The organism is Oribacterium sinus (genome assembly GCF_014202695.1).
In the GTDB taxonomy this organism is placed as follows: Bacteria; Bacillota; Clostridia; order Lachnospirales; family Lachnospiraceae; genus Oribacterium; species Oribacterium sinus.
The window spans coordinates 19,483-35,895 of record NZ_JACHHH010000008.1; the positions used below are offsets into that span (position 1 = coordinate 19,483).

A 16,413-nucleotide genomic window follows, 5' to 3' on the forward strand; every position below is an offset into this window, starting at 1 on the left:
CTATACTGTGCAGCGAAGAATAGCATAATTACACGAAAAGATGTATAGTACTTGAACAATGCAGATTCCCCGAAGGGATGGAAGGTCGAAAGGAGTCGTTATGGAAATCCAAAAAACAGCCAGTGCCGGCACCACGGAGAAATGTGATTGCCTGGTAACCGTTTCCAAAGGAAGCGGCGGCAGAACGGTGCAGCTTAAGTCCAAGGTGCTCTACGAGTACGGAGACAGAATGGTCGCCTTGGTACACCAGTGCCTTACGAAAATGGGCATTCAGGATGCCCTCGTGGAGGTAAAGGACATGGGCGCCTTTGACCACATCCTTGTGGCAAGATTACAGGCCGCTGTTTACCGCAGTCAGGATAAAACGGAAAATATTCCTTGGGGGGAGCTGCTCTATGAATCATAAAAATCGTCTGCGAAGAAGCATGATGTTTCTGAACGCACAGAAACCGAATCTTTTAAAGGATCCTTATATCTATGGGGCGGACTCCTTGATTTTCGATCTGGAGGATGCTGTAGCCCTTGGAGAAAAGGATGCTGCAAGGTTTACCCTCTTTCATGCCTTAAAAAAAGTAGATTATCAAAACGCAGAAAAAGTGGTGCGGATTAACGGTATCGATACCCCATTTTGGAAGGAGGATATTCGTTGCGCCGTCTTTGCCGGCTGTGACAGCATTCGTATTCCTAAAACGGAATCCAAGGAGGATATTCTTTTGGTAGAAGCGGAAGTAGCAAAGGCGGAGCAAGAAGCCGGTGTGACTCCCGGAAGCACCTTTCTTATGGCGGCCATTGAGTCTGCCAAGGGCGTGGTACATTTGGAAGAAATATGCCACGCCTCGGAGAGACTCTTCGGGGTAGCTTTATCCGCAGGAGATTATACCAAGGATTTACATACAGGAATCAGCGGAAGCGGCGTAGAGCTAAGCGGTGCAAGGCAACTGATGATTATTCATGCCAGAGCCGCAGGAATACAGTGCTTTGATACCGTTTATACCAATCTGGAGGATATGGAAGGCTTCCGAAAGGAAGTGGAACTGATTCACACCATGGGCTTTGACGGAAAATCCATTATAAATCCAAGACAGATTCCCGTAGTGCATGCTGTCTATACGCCAAGTGCAGAGGAAATTACCTTTGCCGAAAAAGTAGTACAGGAAATTGATGAGAAACGAAGTCAGGGCATCGGCGTATTTACCGTGGACGGGAAAATGATAGACATCGCCTTTTATGACGGGGCAAAAAGGACCCTTGCTCTTGCAAAGGCTGCCGGCGTTTTAGAGGAGGTACAAAATGATTAATGCAGTGGGGAGAGATATCCCGGATGCGGTTTTAGCGGAAACCGGGAAAACGGTATTTCAGGGAAGCAGACATTTTGACGACTATACTTATGAAAAGGCAGCAGTAAAAGCGAGAGCAAGAATCGGTGGCGAAGGCAGTAAACTGGAGAAGGATTTGCAGGAGGTTTTGCGAAAATGCAACGCCCATGACGGCATGACCATCAGCTTTCACCATCATTTTCGGGAAGGAGACCTGGTGGCTATGCAGGTTATGCAGGCTATTCATGAGATGGGCTTTAAGAACATTACCATCTGTGCCAGCTCCCTAAGCAAAGCACAGGACGAGCTCGTTCCCATGCTGGAAGACGGTACCGTTACCCATATCGAAAGCTCCGGAGTTCGGGGAAAAATCGGAGAAGCCATTAGTGAGGGTAAATTACAGGGAATCGCTATTCTTCGTTCCCACGGCGGAAGAGTTCGGGCCATCGAAACGGGAGAAACGAAAATCGACATTGCCTTTATCGGAGCCCCAAGCTGTGATGAATACGGAAATTGCCGCGCAGTAGGGGGAAACAGCAACTGCGGTGTGCTCTCCTACTCTGCCATTGATGCGGAGTATGCCGAGTATGTGGTGGTTTTAACAGATTGTCTTGTTCCCTTTCCGAATTTTCCGGCAGATATCAGTATGACTGACGTGGACTATGTGCTAAAGGTGGATGCTATAGGAGATCCGGAAAAAATCGCTACCGGTGCCGCCCGTCCCGTGACGGATAGAAGAAAACTGATGATGGCGGAAAGCTGTGCAGAATTTATTGCCGCTACCCCCTATTTCAAGGAGGGCTTCACCTTTCAAACCGGTATCGGCGGAGCAGCCAGTGCTACAGCACTATGTCTTTCGGAGAAAATGCGGGAGAAAAACATTCGTATGGGCTTTGGTGCCGGAGGAATGTCCAAGCCCATGTGCGATTTATTGGATGAGGGTTTGGTTTCCTGTCTTTTGGATACCCAGGACTTTGATTTGCCTTCTATCGAGAATCTGATTTCCCATCCGAAGCATTTTTCCATCAGCACCAAGGAATATGCGGATCCATTCTGTAAAGGTGCTGTGGTTAATAAATTGGACTTTGTGATTTTAGGCACTCTGGAGGCAGATGTACATTTTCACTGCAATGTGGTGATGAGCTCCGAGGGAGAACTAATGGGAGCACAGGGAGGACATCCGGATACGGCGGCCGGAGCAAAATGCACCATTGTCATCACGCCCTTGGTACAGGGAAGAATTCCTACTATTCGAAATGAGGTAACCACCGTTACCACCCCCGGAGAAACTGTAGATGTGATTGTTACTGACTATGGCATTGCCATTAATCCCCAGCGTCCGGAGCTTTTGGAGGCTGCAAAAGCCGTTAAGCTTCCCATAAAGAGTATTGAGGAATTACGAGATATTGCCTACAAGATCTGTGGTGAACCGGCCACGCTGGAATTCGAAGATAAGGTGGTTGCTATTATCGAAGCCAGAGACGGCAGCATTATGGACGTGGTAAGAAAACGGAAGGATAAAAATCTTATCGCCTTAAGTACGAAGTAAAACCGAGAGAAACTCAAGTAAAGCCAAGAGTAAATCGAATAAAACTGAGAATAGAAATAAATCGAGTTAAGCCAAGTGCCATTCTTATAAAACCAAGTATGTAATTTATGCCAAGGGAGTTCAAAATGGAATTTTATTGTAAAAGCGGAGAACGAATCCATGTGGATATTCTGGGGAAAGGCTTCCCTATTGTCTTCCTTCACGGAAACAATCTGCAAAGCGGATATTTTGCTAAGCAAAGGGTTCTCGAGAAAAGTTTTAAGCTCCTCTTTGTAGATAGTTTGGGGCATGGAAAATCCGGAGAGCTGCAGGGAGAGGCAAGCTTTGCGTATCTTTCCGACAGTCTGGAGGAACTCCTTTCCTCCCTTTCCATAGAAAAATGCCTTTTGGTGGGGCACAGTGACGGCGCAAACCTCGCCTTGGAATACGCCGGTCGCCACGGCGAAAGAGTGGCCGGGATTCTGGCAAACAGCGGAAATATTTCCTTTTCCGGTCTAAAGTTTCTTCCCCGCTATGCCTGCTATCTGGAAGAATGGCTCTACCGCTTTTTGGGGCTCTTTCTTCCCGCCTTTAAACGAAAGTCCAGAGTTTCTCCCCTTTTACGGGAAAATGTGGATGTGCCGAAGGAAGTTTTTCAAAAGGCGCCTTACCCTGTAGTGGTTTTGGTGGGGGATCGGGATATGATTAAACGGAAACACAGTATGGCGATTGCGAAGCTTTTTCCCAAAGGCAAATTTCTGGAAAGAAAAGGACAGGGGCATAACATCCCGAAAAAGGATAGCGTTTACTTTAATCGCTTGATAGAAAAAATGGTGCAGGGCATACAGCCATAATCTACCGCAACAAGCAAGCAATGCGGATATACAAGCAAAACAAAGTTCGTATAGAGTAAAGAAACTTCGGTTTCCCTAGTAAGGAGGAAAATTTGAATAAGCTGATTTCTTTTTTCAAAAAATGGCAAAATGTTTTAAAGAGCATTCTTTTCCTGAGCATTTCTATTTTGGTGCTTTTGGAGCTAATTAAAATGGGAAAGACCATTTCCCCGGAAGCGGTAAAAAGTATCTTAAGCGGCTTATCTCCTTTTCAAATTGTAAGTCTCCTGGTTCTCGGAATCCTTTCGGTTTCTCCGATGATGCTTTATGACTTTATCCTCTGTAAGGAGCTGAAAAAAAAGATTTCTTTAGGGAAGCTGATAGAAAGCAGCTGGACCATCAACAGCCTAAACAACCTGATTGGCTTTGCCGGTCTTGTGGATGTGGGACTTCGCTACAGCTATTTTACGGAGGAGGATAAGGGCGAAGAAACCATGCAGGGCATTTCCAAGGTGATGCCTTATTTTATGTCGGGACTTTCCCTCTATTCCCTGCTTTCCTTCGGGCTCTTGTTTTTCGTTCAGGAAAATGCCGTTTTAAAGCCTTACAGTTTTGTTCTTCTTCTGGCTTCCCTGATTCTCCCGGTCTTGCTTTTTCTTTCTACAAGAAAAAACTGGTCTTACTTTGGGAATCTGTCTAAGAAAAAGATTCTGGCTTTAATCGTAACTTCCCTTTTGGATTGGGGCTTTGTTTCTTGCTTTTTCTTTTATTGCGGAAGAACACTGGGCTACAGCGTTTCCCTTTTGAGCACCCTGCCTTTGTTCTTTATTTCTATCTGCATCGGCATCGTTTCCATGATTCCCGGAAGCCTGGGAAGCTTTGACTTAATGATGATGAGCGGTCTTTTACATTTTTCCGTAAATCGAAATGAGGCGGCAAGCTGGTTACTGCTTTTCCGTATCTTTTATTACATCATTCCCTTTGCCATCGGCCTCCTCTTTTTTATCAAAAGTATGGGCGGACAAATCAATCAAAAATTTTACGGTCTGCCAAAAAAACTTAGCTCACTCTTGGGACAGGGCATCAGCCACTTTATGGCAAATTTCTTCGGTTTTTTTCTGATGGCCACCGCCATTCTTCCTGATGAAATTCATAGTATTCCACTGATTGGACAAATGGATCCCATCCGGGGGCAGCTCCTTTGGCAGTTTCCAAGCTTCCTTTTGGGCTCTCTTTTCTTCCTTTTGGGAAGACTTTTAAAAAGAAAGGCCGCCTTTGCCAAGCCCTTTGCCCTTCTGCTTTGCCTTGTAAGTCTTCTCTATATAAATCTGGGAAGCATTTCTCTTTTCAGTAGCCTTTATCTCCTCCTTTTTATGCTACTACTCTTTATCCGGAGAAAGGAGCTCTCCAGAACATCCTTTTTCTATCCCTCGGAAGACCGTTTAAAGGATTTTTCCTATATTGTAGGGAGCCTTTTGATTACGCTATTTCTTTTATACCTTTCCAGTGGAAATACCGGAAAAGAAAGTCTCGGCTTCCTCATTTTCCATAAGGGAGTCCTGCACAGGATTAATGCTTTCTCGAAGCCCCATTATTTTACAGTCTTTTTGAACTATTTCCTGCATCTTTTTGCCTATTTTCTGATTCCGGCACTTTCTTATATCGCAATAGGCATGCTGGCAGGGGATAAGCATTTTTCCTTCGGCGAAAAATTCAATCAGGAACGCTTTCAAAACTTTTTACATAGCTTTTCCAATACTAATCTGGATGCTTCTTTAGCCTTCCTTGGCGATAAGCTGCTCTACTATTATCAGGAAGACGGAGAGGATAAGGTGGCTTTTCAATTTGCCCTGGAAGACGGAAAAGCGGTGGTAATGGGAGAACCTATTGGCGAGAAAAAATATTTCCCTGCTGCTATTTCTTCCTTCACAGAGCAAGCGGAAGAAAAAAATCTCACTCCCCTCTTTTATGAGGTAGGGCAGGATTTGACACTGCTCCTCCATAACCACGGCTATGAATTTATGAAGTTTGGAGAAAGCGCAAAGGTTCCTCTTTCCAACTTTGACCTTGTGGGAAAATCCGGCAAGAAGTTCCGCGCCGCAGTCAATAAGTTGGAAAATAAAGGCTATTCCTTCAAAGTAATGTATCCTCCTTTTTCCGACAGTTTTTTGCAGGATCTGGAAAATATTTCTGATGCCTGGCTTTCCGGCAGACAGGAAAAAGGCTTTTCCCTGGGCTTCTTTGACAAAAACTATCTTTCCCTTGCCCCCATTGCCTGCGTATTGGATTCCGAGGGGAAGGTGCAGGCCTTTTCCAATTTCCTCATTTGTAATGGAGAAAAAGAAGCCAGCATTGATCTCATGCGCTATAATCCGGGCACGGAAAGCAACGGGATTATGGACTATCTTTTCGTACAAAACTTTCTGTATTTTAAAGAAAAAGGCGTAGAATACTTTGATTTGGGTATGGCTCCCCTGTCCAATGTAGGACAGGAAGAGCATAGCTTTTTCCAAGAAAAGCTGGCCTTTCTGGTTTACGCCTTTACCAATCGTTTCTACTCCTTTTCGGGACTGAGAAAATATAAGGACAAGTTCTCACCTCTATGGGAGGCAAGATACCTGTCCTATCCGAAAGACAGCAGCTTACTTTTTGACCTGCTGGCTATATTTAAAATTGATAATCGAAAGGTGAAGGAGCTGTAAAAAAATTTTGATTATTTATACTTTTATTGAATCTTATGCTTCTTCATCTTTTCTTCAAAGATGTCCGTAATAATCTTTCGGAGCTCTTCCCTTTCCTTCTCCGGAAGGGCTCCCTCTCTCTTTGCTACTGCATAAAGTTCCGGATATTCTTTCGCAATTCTTTTAATGGTCTTGGTGGTGGCATGCCCTCTTACATGGATTTGGAAAGGATTTTCATATTGAGAGTAATTAAAAAATATTGATATATAAGTGATTTTAGGGAAGTACTTTTAGGTATTTCCAATGTCATGATTTAAAAGTGGGGCAAAAACGAATGACTCTTTGGGACAGCTAAGGAGTACCATAATTTGAGATACACTAGAGAGAAAGTAAATTCCAAAATGGAGGATAAGGTTGGGCTTGCTTTGGCGTGTTTAAATATCAAAAAATTAGTGAAATGGATAGGGAATATCTCTTTTTATTTTGCTTTAAATCAGATTTTTAGATGGAATAGTAGATGATAAGACAAAATATCTTTGAACATACAAAAAGACAAACGCCAAAAATGACGTTTATCTACGTTCTGAGGTAGCCTTTAGGCTCCCTTTTTTATTAGAAAGTACCGATGAGTAATTGCATGCCAAGACTAGTCAGGATGATAGCAATCCAGCAAAGGGCTCCAAGAAGAATGGATTTTCCACTGGATTTGATCATAGCAATGAGGTTGGTTTTGAGACCAATAGCACTCATAGCCATGATGATGAGGAATTTGGAGAGTTTTTTGAGAGGTGAAAAGAAGCTATTGCTAACCCCAAAAGAAGTCAGAAGAGTGGTAAGCAGAGAAGCTAGAATAAAGTAGAGAATGAAAACGGGGAAGATTTTTTTAAGCTTCACTCCTTGGTTGTTGCCTTGTTGACGGCTTTGCCAATAAGAGAGGAAGAGAGTAATAGGGATAATAGCCAGGGTGCGTGTCAGTTTGACAATAGTGGCAGACTCGAGAGTATTGCTTTGGTAAAGACTATCCCAGGCGCTAGCTGTGGCTGTTACAGAGGAAGTATCGTTGACCGCAGTACCCGCAAAGAGAGCAAAACCTTCGTTGGAAAGATGGAGCCAAGAACCTAGAGTTGGAAAGATAAGAGCTGCCAAGACATTGAAGAAAAAGATAACAGATATGGCTTGTGCGACTTCTTTTTCTTTAGCATGGATGACAGGAGCAGTTGCCGCAATGGCAGAACCGCCACAGATAGAAGATCCAACTCCAATCAAGGTAGCTAGCTTTGTATCAAGGTTAAAAAATCGTTGGAAAAAGAAAGCTATAATCAAAGCAATTGAAATAGTTGAGAGGATGACAGGAAGGGAAGATTTTCCAACTGCGAAAACTTGAGAGATATTGAGTCCAAATCCAAGCAAAATAACAGCGTACTGAAGCAATTTTTTGGAGCTATAAGTCAAACCGGCATCCAGTTGTTTATAAGAAGTGAGAAAGGGATGGAGAATCATTCCGATAAAAATGGCGAAAACAGGAGCTCCCACAACAGGCAGAAAGCCTCCTAAAACCCAAGAGATGATAGAAATGATCAGACAGACTAACAGTCCTGCCCAATTTTTTGATAGAAATGACATAAAAACCTCCTAAAATAAATATTCCTTATTATAATTTTATTTATCAGAAAAGTAAAATAGAAAGTAGGAATAAGGTTGTAAATTAACGGAATTTTACGGTCAGAGAGCTTTTGTAGTATAATAGATATATGTTCTTTGATCAATAATGATGCAAATGTGGCATATGTTATTGAAAAAAATGAATTTGATGAGCCTGGACATGTGAAGTAATTATGTGAGATAAGAAAATAAATAAGAGAGTTGAAAATGTTCGATGTATTTGACAGCCTTTAAGATCTCACTTACTTTATCAGAGTATTCATTCGATTCAAGAACACTCTTTTCTAATTCAATCTCCTTACTCGTTCCAAAAAGTTGAGTTGGAGTTGCATTAAATTATTCTGCTATCTTATCTAAATTTGCAAAGGTAAGATAGCTTTTTTGTTTTTCGTAGTCAGAGACGGATTGTTTGCCGATTCCTAAATCTTCCGCAAGTTGAGTTTGACTTACTCCTTTTTCTATGCGTAGTCGTGCCAAATTTGGTCCAAAATTTTGAATAATAAAGGTCATGATAAACTCCTGTATTGTATTTTAAACTTATTCTATCACCTATAAACAATACAAAAAAGTTTGTAAGTTTAGTAATAGCGAGTGAGAAATGAGTTGAGGAGGAAACTAGAACTTATGACTTTTAGAGGCCTTGGCGCTAGAAATTGAGTGGACAAAGACAAGGGACGAGCCTGACGGGAAGTCAAGCGAAGTCCTGAAGACTGCCCGTCCAGACAATTTCTAGCCAAGCAAAAGCTGGCTATTCTAACAGCCAGCAAAAAGGTACACTTAGGACAACGTCCAAAGAACGACGGAACGAGCAAACGTTGATTTGACGGTGTTTCTGAGGGCCACAAAATCTAAAAGAAAGGGGGACAATTTTGTTGGTTTCTATACAAGATTTAAGACATCCATTCTAAATTCTTCCGAAAATCAAAAATCCCACAATGGTTAAAATCATAAGACTCTCCTGAATATAGGTGTATCTTTCCACCCTGGACACAATGCGGTAGCGTCCCGGACTTTTGGCATAGTCATAGAAGCAGTAGGAGCACCATAGAGCATTTAAGAAAAGCAGGAAAACGGACAGCCTGCTCAGTCTACATACCAGTATAAAGTTCGTACAAATGTCTGCCCAGGTCAAGATAAAGACAAAGCGGACACATTTTTTATAACCGAAAAGCTTGGAATAGGTCACATACTCCGTTTCCTCCTCCGGCGCCCGAATCTTTCTCGAAATCTCCCAGATAAGGGCTGGAAAATACAGGGTAAGCACTGCCATGAAATTGGTAATGTCCAAAATCGGCAATTTGTATTTCATAATGGTATAGGAAATCACGTAGAGATTTAAAAGAATCTGCACCGGATTATGGGTGACCAGAGCCAGCGGCAGAGACTTTGCAATCTTATGCTTTTGAAAAAACCACACCGCCATTAAGCTTCCGTAGGTATAAAGAATAAAGCAGAAGATAAAATTCTTCATGAAAAGGAAGTTCATCAGCAGGGTAAAGGAAATGAGAATAGTCGCAAATATCCGTAAATCGGTCTTCGTAACTCTTCCGGAGGGAAGAGGCCGAAAGGCAAAAAGCCGTTTGTCCAGCTCATAGTCCTTAAAGTCATCCGCAATTCTTAGCCAAAGCAGGAAGCTAAAAACCGTAAAGCTGCAAATCAGCATGCCTAAAATATCATGCTGCACAAAAAAACTGTAAAGTGCCGACTGTCCCTCCACCGAGTGAAAGGAAAGAAGCGTATCCTTTCCCACCCCATGATTTAAAAGCACAATAAAGTAAATTTCCAGAAAAATCATTACCCCCAGCCCCAGCCTTGGTACAATGGGATACATTTCCTTAAAGTAAATATTTAAGCGTTTAAACCTTTCCATAGCCTATCCTTTCTCCAATTTCCAGCTTCGTTTCCAAGCCTTTCTTCGTATTTTCAAAAAGATCTTCATCAATCACAATTTTCTCATTGAGCATTTCCACAATAGTGGAGCCCCCCAGGGAAAAATAGCCCTTTTCCTCCCCTGCAGTAAAGCGAAAAGCCTGCTGATATCTCCTGTCAGATTTATAGGTTTTTTCGCCTAAGTTCTTCCTTTTATTTTGAGCCCCTTTATCGGAAAATAACTTACTTCCCATGTGGTTATGAATGTGGCCCACCAGCATTGCCCCCACTTCCACATGAAGGATTTTTCCCATGCCCGTAAGTTCCAAAAGGCTGACTTCTCTCTTATTTTCGGAAAATGCTTTAAAGTGGGCCGCCTCTTTACGCACACTGTCCAGCCTTCCCTTGATTTTTTTTGTTCTTAAAAGCTTCCCCTCTGCCGGAAAAATGTAGCGATGATAGTCCGGTAGACTTAGGCGAAAAATCAGTAAAGTTCCTCCCTTTAAAAATTCCGGACAGGGGGCCCTCAGGATTTTTTCTATGGAATAGAAATTTCCTTTGATTTCAAGGGGGAGAAAATGAAAATTCTCCTTTTTCCCGGCACCCTCCTTTTGCACTCCCGGGGGAAGAATGATTCTCCCCTCCTCATCAATCTTATACGCCAGAACCTTTCCGGAAGCGCTTGCATAGAAGGGCAACTTTCCTTGTATCTTTTCTTTCCATGCCTCTCCATTTTCCTTTGTATTTTCTTTTCCCGCCTCTCGTAAATACACGGCTTCTTTTCTGGAAAAGAAAGCCCCAAAGCTTTGATATTTCTTCTTTAAAAGTTCCTTGGAAAGTCCGTATTTTTCCACAAAGGGAACAATCTCTTTTTTAGAAAGAAAGCTGTTGTAATACAAGCCTCGAAGAAAGGAAAAATAGGGACGGACAAAAATCATTTTCAGAAGAAGTCTTCCGAGAAAATGATGGTACAAAAAATAAATAGCTTTCTGTCCGTACTCTTCTTCCTGAATCAGTCTGCCTGTTTTTCTCTCGATAATGGAAGGGGCGTTTTGATGCTTCTGCATGGAATCATGTGGCATAAGCTTTTTTTGTATCAGCGTTTTTTCTATTAGCATTTTTTGTATTGGTGTTTTTTGCATTAAGTCTTTTTTGATTGACTCTTTCCCCATAATCCTCTCCTCCTAGAGCTTTCTCATAAGAAGAATAACAAAGAGTATCGCTAGAAGCAGCAAACCGATACGGATTTTCAGACTCGGCTTTTTCATCCGGAAGTTAAAGACGAAGAAAAAAGCCAGTAAAGCATATAAAAGCTCGCCCGGAAGGATTTTTTCTATGGAAAAATATACGCTGAATAATCCATAAAGGGGAATAAAAAAGGAAGCATATGTCACCGCAAGGCCGGTAAAATATTCCCTCTTTTCTCCTCCGCTGGCATTAAAATAAGCAAGTCTGGTCACTACGGTCAGAAGATAGACTGCCGAGAGCAGAAAAGAAAAGATTCCGAACTTGGCAAAATACTGAAGATAAATTTGCACCGGAAAAATACCAAAGGAAATAAGGTCCGATAAAGAATCGATTTGCACCCCGAAGGCTTTTTCCAGATCATTTCTTTGAAAAGAGTTGGCCACCATACCGTCAAAGGTATCGCAAAGTCCGGCTAAAATCAGTAAAATCAAAGAAAAGACCAAAGTTTTCGAAAAGAAGATTCCGTATAAAGAAATGGAAAGTCCAAGATAGGTTAAAAGCACACTGGGATGATAGACCCCAAGAAAAATTTTCTTCATCAATATTTCCTCAACTAATGCAACAATATATTCTTAGCCTACTATTCCTACTTCAGCAACTATTTATAAATATTTCCTCACCCTAAAAAGAATCAGTAGACAGTTCACAAGAACATGGGTAAGTCCCCCAAGGAAAATCGCAAATAAAATTTGTGGCGGTGTAAGATGCACCAGTATGCCAAGACAAAGCATAATCCCGAACATGGAATCAATCTGATCCAAAATAAAGAAAAACAGCTTTAGCCCTCGCCTTCTGTCTCCCTGCTCTGCCGCGGAAACCGAAAGTCTCCTTTTGATAAAGCTGTTGGGCAGTTCAAAGAGCATATACAAAAAGCCGAAAAGCATGCCAATCAGAAAATTAAAGGCAGATGTATTTTCAAAATACAGGTACAAAAGACTTCGCTTATTATGCCCTAAGGCCTGCAGAAGAAAGCCCCAAAAGACTTCCAGTATGCCTGCAAGAACCGTCATTAAAATAAATCCCAAAACACTTTTGCTGTCCCCGAAAATCCTTTTTCCGTCTGTCCAGTTCTTTCCGCCGTCAATAGGCCTGCAACGGTTTTTTAAAAAAGGAATTTTCAGAAATAGCATATTGAAAACCCCTGCCAGAATCACCGGAAACATGGTGATGTATAAAGACATAATCCACTGCATAAATACTATTTACCCCATAAAATATTTTCCAATGGCAATCCCCTGAATCAGGAAGAAAGCAATGCCGAAACAAAGCACTCCCGCAGCCGCCAGATCCTTAGTCGCCTTAATCTCCGGATGCTGTTCTTTAGTTGTAAAATCCGACAGATGCTCCACTGCCGTATTGACACACTCCATACCGTACACACCGGCAGAGCTTAAAATCACGGCATACCAGGTAGCCAAATCCACCTGCAAATAAAAGAAATCCAAAAGAAAAAAAGCGAGATTAATCCCCAGATAATATTTATAGTTCTTTTCCGTCTTAAGTCCGAAATAAAGTCCCTTAATGGCGCATAGCACACTTTGTCGAAACGTGATGTTCTTCATCGAAATTTACAAAAACTCCTTTACTAACAATACATACTCTCTACTTCCCGCACATTTATCCTGAAAATAGCCTTCGCTGGCCTTCCCTTTTTGAATCAGTGCCGCAATAGACTTGGCCTTTTTTCTTTTCAGCACTTCCGTGGCCAACTGGGAAAAGGCAAGCCCCAGCCCCTCTGACCCCTTCTTCACCGCCAAATACAAAAGAATGTAGCAGCTTGGCCTTCTCCTTTTGAAAAGGATTTGCAAAAGACGAACCGGACTTAGAGGCTTTTGCAGAAGATTTCCATAGTCCGGAAGGCAGAGGAAAAAGCCCTTCAGTTCCTCCTTATCATAAGCCAAAAAGACCATTTCTTCATCTACAATATACTTTAAAGAGCTGTAAAGGCTGACAAAGCTTTCTCGGGAAATGTTTCGAAAGCCTTGAAAATCCTTATAACGCTCCATTAAAAGGGGATAAATTTCAGAAAGATATCGGTCAAAGTTCTCTTTTGTAGGGTGCAAAAATCGGTAGCCCTTTTCCTGAAAATGTTCCAAGCGTTTCTTTGCCTTTAGATTCTCATAGTAAGGCTCCAAAGCATCATAAAAGTGAGAAATATAAGTATCGCAAATCTGAAAGCCTGCTTTTTCAAAAAGATAAGGATAGTAAGCTTTGTTCGCAGGTTCCCCGGTGTAGGGCACTTTCTCTTCCAAAGCAAAGCGATACCTGCCGAAAAAAGAAAGATCAATGGGCCCTTTCAAGCCTTTCTTCCCCGCTTTTTTGGCTTCCATTTCACAAGCTTCTAAAAGCAAAAGAGCCACTTCCTCTTCCTTTATACTTTCATAAAAGCCCACAAAACCGTAGGCCTCATCTTCATACAGCGTTAAAGCAATCCGCCCTACTACGCATTCTTTTCCCTCCTTTAGGCTCACGCAAAGAAAGGGAAGAAAACGAAGATTTCCCTGTACTAAAATGTGCTTTCCGGAAAGTACTGCTTCCTCCATTTTCCTGTCCTGCATAAGCTGTGCCTTTTTATATAGCATAGCGGGAAGATTTAAAAACTGCTCTTTCTCCCCTTGATCCTTTACCGCTTTGATTTGATAGTTCTCCATTTTCCCTTTCTATTTTAAAACAAGTGGGAGAATAAAGTTTCGGATTTCCCCTCTCACTTGTCTTGCAATCCTATTTTTCCTTTTTCTTTATGACACTGCAAATGCCTAAATCCCCATCTATCTCCACGATGTCTCCGCTTTGCAGCTCTTCCATAATCTTCGGAATATTGACCACCGCAGGCTTTTCCAATTCTCTGGCGAGAATGGCGCTGTGGGATAAAAGAGAGCCTCGCTCCGTAATGAGTCCTTCTGCCATATCCAGATAGGGGAACCAACCCGGGTCTGTAGAATAGCTTAAAAGGATTTTCCCCTTAGCCTCCGTGGCTCTTAGCTCCTGTAAGCTTTTAATCTTTAAAACCTCTCCTCGGAAAATACCCTTGGAAACGCCCCTTCCAAAGAAAACTCTTGGGGTAGATTCCGTTTTCCCTTTACTTGCAACCTTCTTGGGCTCTTCAGAAAATGGAACTCTCGACTTTTCGCTTTTCCCCTTGAAAGATTCACAGCTTAAAACACGAATCTCTCCTGCCAAAGGATCTCTATCCACCTTTCCCAGGAGCTTTACCCTGGACAAGACAGGAAGCATTTCATAGGCCTTCCGAAGTTCCCTTTCTCTCGCAATTTTCAGGGAGAAATCCTTGCCGGAAAATAGAAATTCCTTCAACTCATCAAGGCTCAAATAGTACACATCAAAGCCTATGGTTTTCTCTCCGATTTTATCTACAATCCGCCGCATAAGACCAAAACATCTTGTGCGATGAAGACGGGAAATCTCCCTGTTGTTACAGGAGGATTCGGCAAGGCGATAGAGGAAGGACTTTCGCCGTTTCTGCTCGGAGGGCTTCTCCATACGGCTCGCCTCTTCGCAATCTTTCTCCGAGCAATCTGTCTCTTCCGTCTCTAAAGCATCCAAAATCCACCGATCCAGTAGTTCTTCATTGCTTCTGTAGGTTCTGGTTTCCAGCTTCAGCTCTCCCTCTATCCGGTCTCCATAGGCAGAAATATAGCTTTTCTTTTCCCTGCGGTATTCTTCGCTGTCTAAGCCATGCTTTCTTGCTACCGCCTTTAAGGCGGAAAGCGCTCGTACCGGCTTCATGGTTTCTAAGGAAAATGCCGTTTTCTTCCCATACAAATGTGTGCTGATAAAGGACACTATATCATTCATCAAAGTAATATCCCACTCCCGTAAGAGGTCTTCCTTCATTTCCAAAAAAATCCGGTATAGTGCCGGAGCTTCTTCCTCCTCTTCCACTCTTTTGCTATAGGAGGCATAACGCTCTTGGAAAAACTTGTCCAGCTCCTTCATTTTCCTTTGGGAAACGAAAAAATAATAGCAAAATAAAAGGGCGATTCTGCACTTTAAAAAGAAGCCCGGTTTTTTCTTGGAAAAGGATATTTCTTCGTTGGATACCCCCAGCATCCCCTGCCATACCGGAATGATTTTCCCGGAAAAGGGAAGAAGGCGCAAAATATCGTACCAGGAGGAGATTTCATAATACATTCTTCCGGAAAATCCTCCCACCATGCGTTGAAAAAGCTCCTCGTAGGAAGAGACTTTCTTGCCCAAAAAACGTCTTCCCAGAGAAGTAAAAATCCCGCTATACATTTCTCCCGCAAAGCTCTCACTTAAAGGAAGGCAAATTCCCGGGAAGCTTTCGGAGATATTGCTGTTGTCTAAAATCCGAACAGGAAGATGCATGTCTAAGGTGGTGATTGCTCTGGCCTGTAATATGTAAATCTTGCCCTTTTCAATGGCAAATTCTATGTCCATGGGCTTTTGAAAAAGCTGTTCTATTTCTTCTCCAAGGCTAAACAAAGTTTTCAGCTCATCCTCATCCAAACCTATAACGGTACCTTGCCCCTCTTGGTACAGGCATTCCCCCGGAAAATAGTGGTAGGTCAGTACATTTTCCTGATCCTCCACCACCTTATCGCCCAGACCTTGTCCAAGAACCACCACCATTTCACTAAGAATTCCTTTTGGATTTTTTGTAAACAGAACACCGGACTTTTCCGGAAACAGCATTTCCTGAATGAGTACCGTTTCTACCAACAAGTCTGCTTTTTTCTGTTCTGCGTTCTCCTGACGTTCTGCGTTCTCCTGACGTTCTGTGTTCTCCTGACGTTCTGTGTTCTCATTCTTTTCTGCTTTACCCTGCTGTTTTAAATCGTATTCCGCCTTCCCTCTATTCGCCTTTTCTTTATAGTCCAAACTTCCGGCGTAGGAGGCAAAGACCTCCTGTACCGCTTCCTGTACCTTCTCCCTTTTCACATTTAAGCGAGTTAAAAACTGTCCGGCAAAGGAATGCTCTCCGCTGTCCTCCGAAGAAAAATTGGAGCGAACGGCAAAACAGTCTCTCTCGGAAAAAGATAGGTCCACTTCTTCATTTTCCGAGATCAGGATGAACCTCGGAACCGGAAATCCCTGCTCTTTTAAAATTTCTAAATGCCTTGCCTTCATGATCTCTCCCACTTATTTTTTCAGCTGTTTTGCTCTAAATATAATAATTTATCTTACCTTGAATTCTAAAGAAATGCCACACCCTATTTGCCCTGTCAGTTCCATCACTACAATTTTCCATGGTCTGTTTCATGCCCACTGTATTTCCATAGTCTGTTTCATAGCAA

The 16,413-nt window shown here is 42.5% G+C and carries 14 protein-coding genes and 1 pseudogene; 6 read left to right on the plus strand and 9 right to left on the minus strand.

Features of this window, described 5'->3' with window-relative positions; translation table 11 throughout:
• The first annotated feature begins 100 nt into the window (after window positions 1-100).
• The 6 genes and pseudogenes from citD to HNQ46_RS12345 form a co-directional block, all read left to right on the plus strand.
• Window positions 101-406, plus strand: a complete 306-nt coding sequence (gene citD / locus HNQ46_RS07975; RefSeq protein ID WP_183684225.1) for a citrate lyase acyl carrier protein — start codon at window positions 101-103, stop codon at window positions 404-406.
• The gene (locus HNQ46_RS07980; RefSeq protein ID WP_183684226.1) at window positions 396-1,298 is read left to right on the plus strand and encodes an aldolase/citrate lyase family protein; all 903 of its coding nucleotides are present in this window, start codon (window positions 396-398) and stop codon (window positions 1,296-1,298) included. Before citD ends, HNQ46_RS07980 begins: the two co-directional genes overlap by 11 nt.
• Window positions 1,291-2,865, plus strand: coding sequence for a citrate lyase subunit alpha (citF, locus tag HNQ46_RS07985; protein WP_183684227.1), 1,575 nt, complete (start codon window positions 1,291-1,293; stop codon window positions 2,863-2,865). The genes HNQ46_RS07980 and citF overlap by 8 nt, the downstream gene beginning before the upstream one ends.
• A 125-nt stretch (window positions 2,866-2,990) precedes the next feature.
• The gene (locus HNQ46_RS07990; RefSeq protein WP_183684228.1) at window positions 2,991-3,698 is read left to right on the plus strand and encodes an alpha/beta fold hydrolase; all 708 of its coding nucleotides are present in this window, start codon (window positions 2,991-2,993) and stop codon (window positions 3,696-3,698) included.
• Window positions 3,699-3,790: 92 nt separating this feature from the next.
• A complete protein-coding gene (mprF, locus tag HNQ46_RS07995; protein WP_183684229.1) occupies window positions 3,791-6,379 on the plus strand; it encodes a bifunctional lysylphosphatidylglycerol flippase/synthetase MprF in 2,589 nt (862 codons plus the stop codon).
• A gap of 317 nt (window positions 6,380-6,696) precedes the next feature.
• Window positions 6,697-6,879: pseudogene (locus HNQ46_RS12345) on the plus strand (IS5/IS1182 family transposase); the annotation flags it as partial.
• 91 nt (window positions 6,880-6,970) lie between these two features.
• Here HNQ46_RS12345 and HNQ46_RS08005 read toward each other — a convergent pair.
• The 9 genes from HNQ46_RS08005 to HNQ46_RS08045 form a co-directional block, all read right to left on the minus strand.
• Window positions 6,971-7,981 carry a YeiH family protein gene (locus tag HNQ46_RS08005; protein ID WP_007157209.1) on the minus strand — a complete coding sequence of 337 codons (1,011 nt, stop codon included), beginning with the start codon at window positions 7,979-7,981 and terminating at the stop codon, window positions 6,971-6,973.
• A 375-nt stretch (window positions 7,982-8,356) separates the two neighbouring features.
• A complete protein-coding gene (locus HNQ46_RS11980; RefSeq protein WP_207720010.1) occupies window positions 8,357-8,530 on the minus strand; it encodes a helix-turn-helix domain-containing protein in 174 nt (57 codons plus the stop codon).
• Between the two features lie 394 nt (window positions 8,531-8,924).
• Window positions 8,925-9,890 (minus strand): UbiA prenyltransferase family protein, encoded by a 966-nt coding sequence (locus tag HNQ46_RS08015; protein ID WP_183684230.1) that lies wholly within the window; start codon window positions 9,888-9,890, stop codon window positions 8,925-8,927.
• A complete protein-coding gene (locus HNQ46_RS08020) occupies window positions 9,877-10,971 on the minus strand; it encodes a phosphatidylserine decarboxylase (protein ID WP_243155890.1) in 1,095 nt (364 codons plus the stop codon). Before HNQ46_RS08020 ends, HNQ46_RS08015 begins: the two co-directional genes overlap by 14 nt.
• 102 nt (window positions 10,972-11,073) lie before the next feature.
• Entirely contained in the window at window positions 11,074-11,676 is a 603-nt protein-coding gene (locus HNQ46_RS08025; RefSeq protein WP_183684231.1) for a CDP-alcohol phosphatidyltransferase family protein, read from the minus strand.
• Window positions 11,677-11,739: 63 nt separating this feature from the next.
• The gene (locus tag HNQ46_RS08030) at window positions 11,740-12,330 is read right to left on the minus strand and encodes a CDP-archaeol synthase (RefSeq protein WP_183684232.1); all 591 of its coding nucleotides are present in this window, start codon (window positions 12,328-12,330) and stop codon (window positions 11,740-11,742) included.
• Between the two features lie 9 nt (window positions 12,331-12,339).
• Complete coding sequence (locus HNQ46_RS08035; RefSeq protein ID WP_183684233.1) at window positions 12,340-12,699, minus strand: diacylglycerol kinase; 360 nt, start codon at window positions 12,697-12,699, stop codon at window positions 12,340-12,342.
• A gap of 6 nt (window positions 12,700-12,705) precedes the next feature.
• Window positions 12,706-13,788, minus strand: a complete 1,083-nt coding sequence (locus tag HNQ46_RS08040; RefSeq protein WP_183684234.1) for a hypothetical protein — start codon at window positions 13,786-13,788, stop codon at window positions 12,706-12,708.
• Window positions 13,789-13,858: 70 nt separating this feature from the next.
• Complete coding sequence (locus tag HNQ46_RS08045; protein WP_183684235.1) at window positions 13,859-16,246, minus strand: PEP/pyruvate-binding domain-containing protein; 2,388 nt, start codon at window positions 16,244-16,246, stop codon at window positions 13,859-13,861.
• Between the last annotated feature and the right edge of the window lie 167 nt (window positions 16,247-16,413).

Excerpts from the sequence above, each read along its gene's own strand:
- citD (WP_183684225.1), top strand. The coding sequence starts at position 101 with ATGGAAATCCAAAAAACAGCCAGTGCCGGCACCACGGAGAAATGTGAT.
- HNQ46_RS07980 (WP_183684226.1), top strand. The coding sequence starts at position 396 with ATGAATCATAAAAATCGTCTGCGAAGAAGCATGATGTTTCTGAACGCA.
- citF (WP_183684227.1), top strand. The coding sequence starts at position 1,291 with ATGATTAATGCAGTGGGGAGAGATATCCCGGATGCGGTTTTAGCGGAA.
- HNQ46_RS07990 (WP_183684228.1), top strand. The coding sequence starts at position 2,991 with ATGGAATTTTATTGTAAAAGCGGAGAACGAATCCATGTGGATATTCTG.
- HNQ46_RS08005 (WP_007157209.1), bottom strand. The coding sequence starts at position 7,981 with ATGTCATTTCTATCAAAAAATTGGGCAGGACTGTTAGTCTGTCTGATC.
- HNQ46_RS11980 (WP_207720010.1), bottom strand. The coding sequence starts at position 8,530 with ATGACCTTTATTATTCAAAATTTTGGACCAAATTTGGCACGACTACGC.
- HNQ46_RS08015 (WP_183684230.1), bottom strand. The coding sequence starts at position 9,890 with ATGGAAAGGTTTAAACGCTTAAATATTTACTTTAAGGAAATGTATCCC.
- HNQ46_RS08020 (WP_243155890.1), bottom strand. The coding sequence starts at position 10,971 with ATGCCACATGATTCCATGCAGAAGCATCAAAACGCCCCTTCCATTATC.
- HNQ46_RS08025 (WP_183684231.1), bottom strand. The coding sequence starts at position 11,676 with ATGAAGAAAATTTTTCTTGGGGTCTATCATCCCAGTGTGCTTTTAACC.
- HNQ46_RS08030 (WP_183684232.1), bottom strand. The coding sequence starts at position 12,330 with ATGCAGTGGATTATGTCTTTATACATCACCATGTTTCCGGTGATTCTG.
- HNQ46_RS08035 (WP_183684233.1), bottom strand. The coding sequence starts at position 12,699 with ATGAAGAACATCACGTTTCGACAAAGTGTGCTATGCGCCATTAAGGGA.
- HNQ46_RS08040 (WP_183684234.1), bottom strand. The coding sequence starts at position 13,788 with ATGGAGAACTATCAAATCAAAGCGGTAAAGGATCAAGGGGAGAAAGAG.
- HNQ46_RS08045 (WP_183684235.1), bottom strand. The coding sequence starts at position 16,246 with ATGAAGGCAAGGCATTTAGAAATTTTAAAAGAGCAGGGATTTCCGGTT.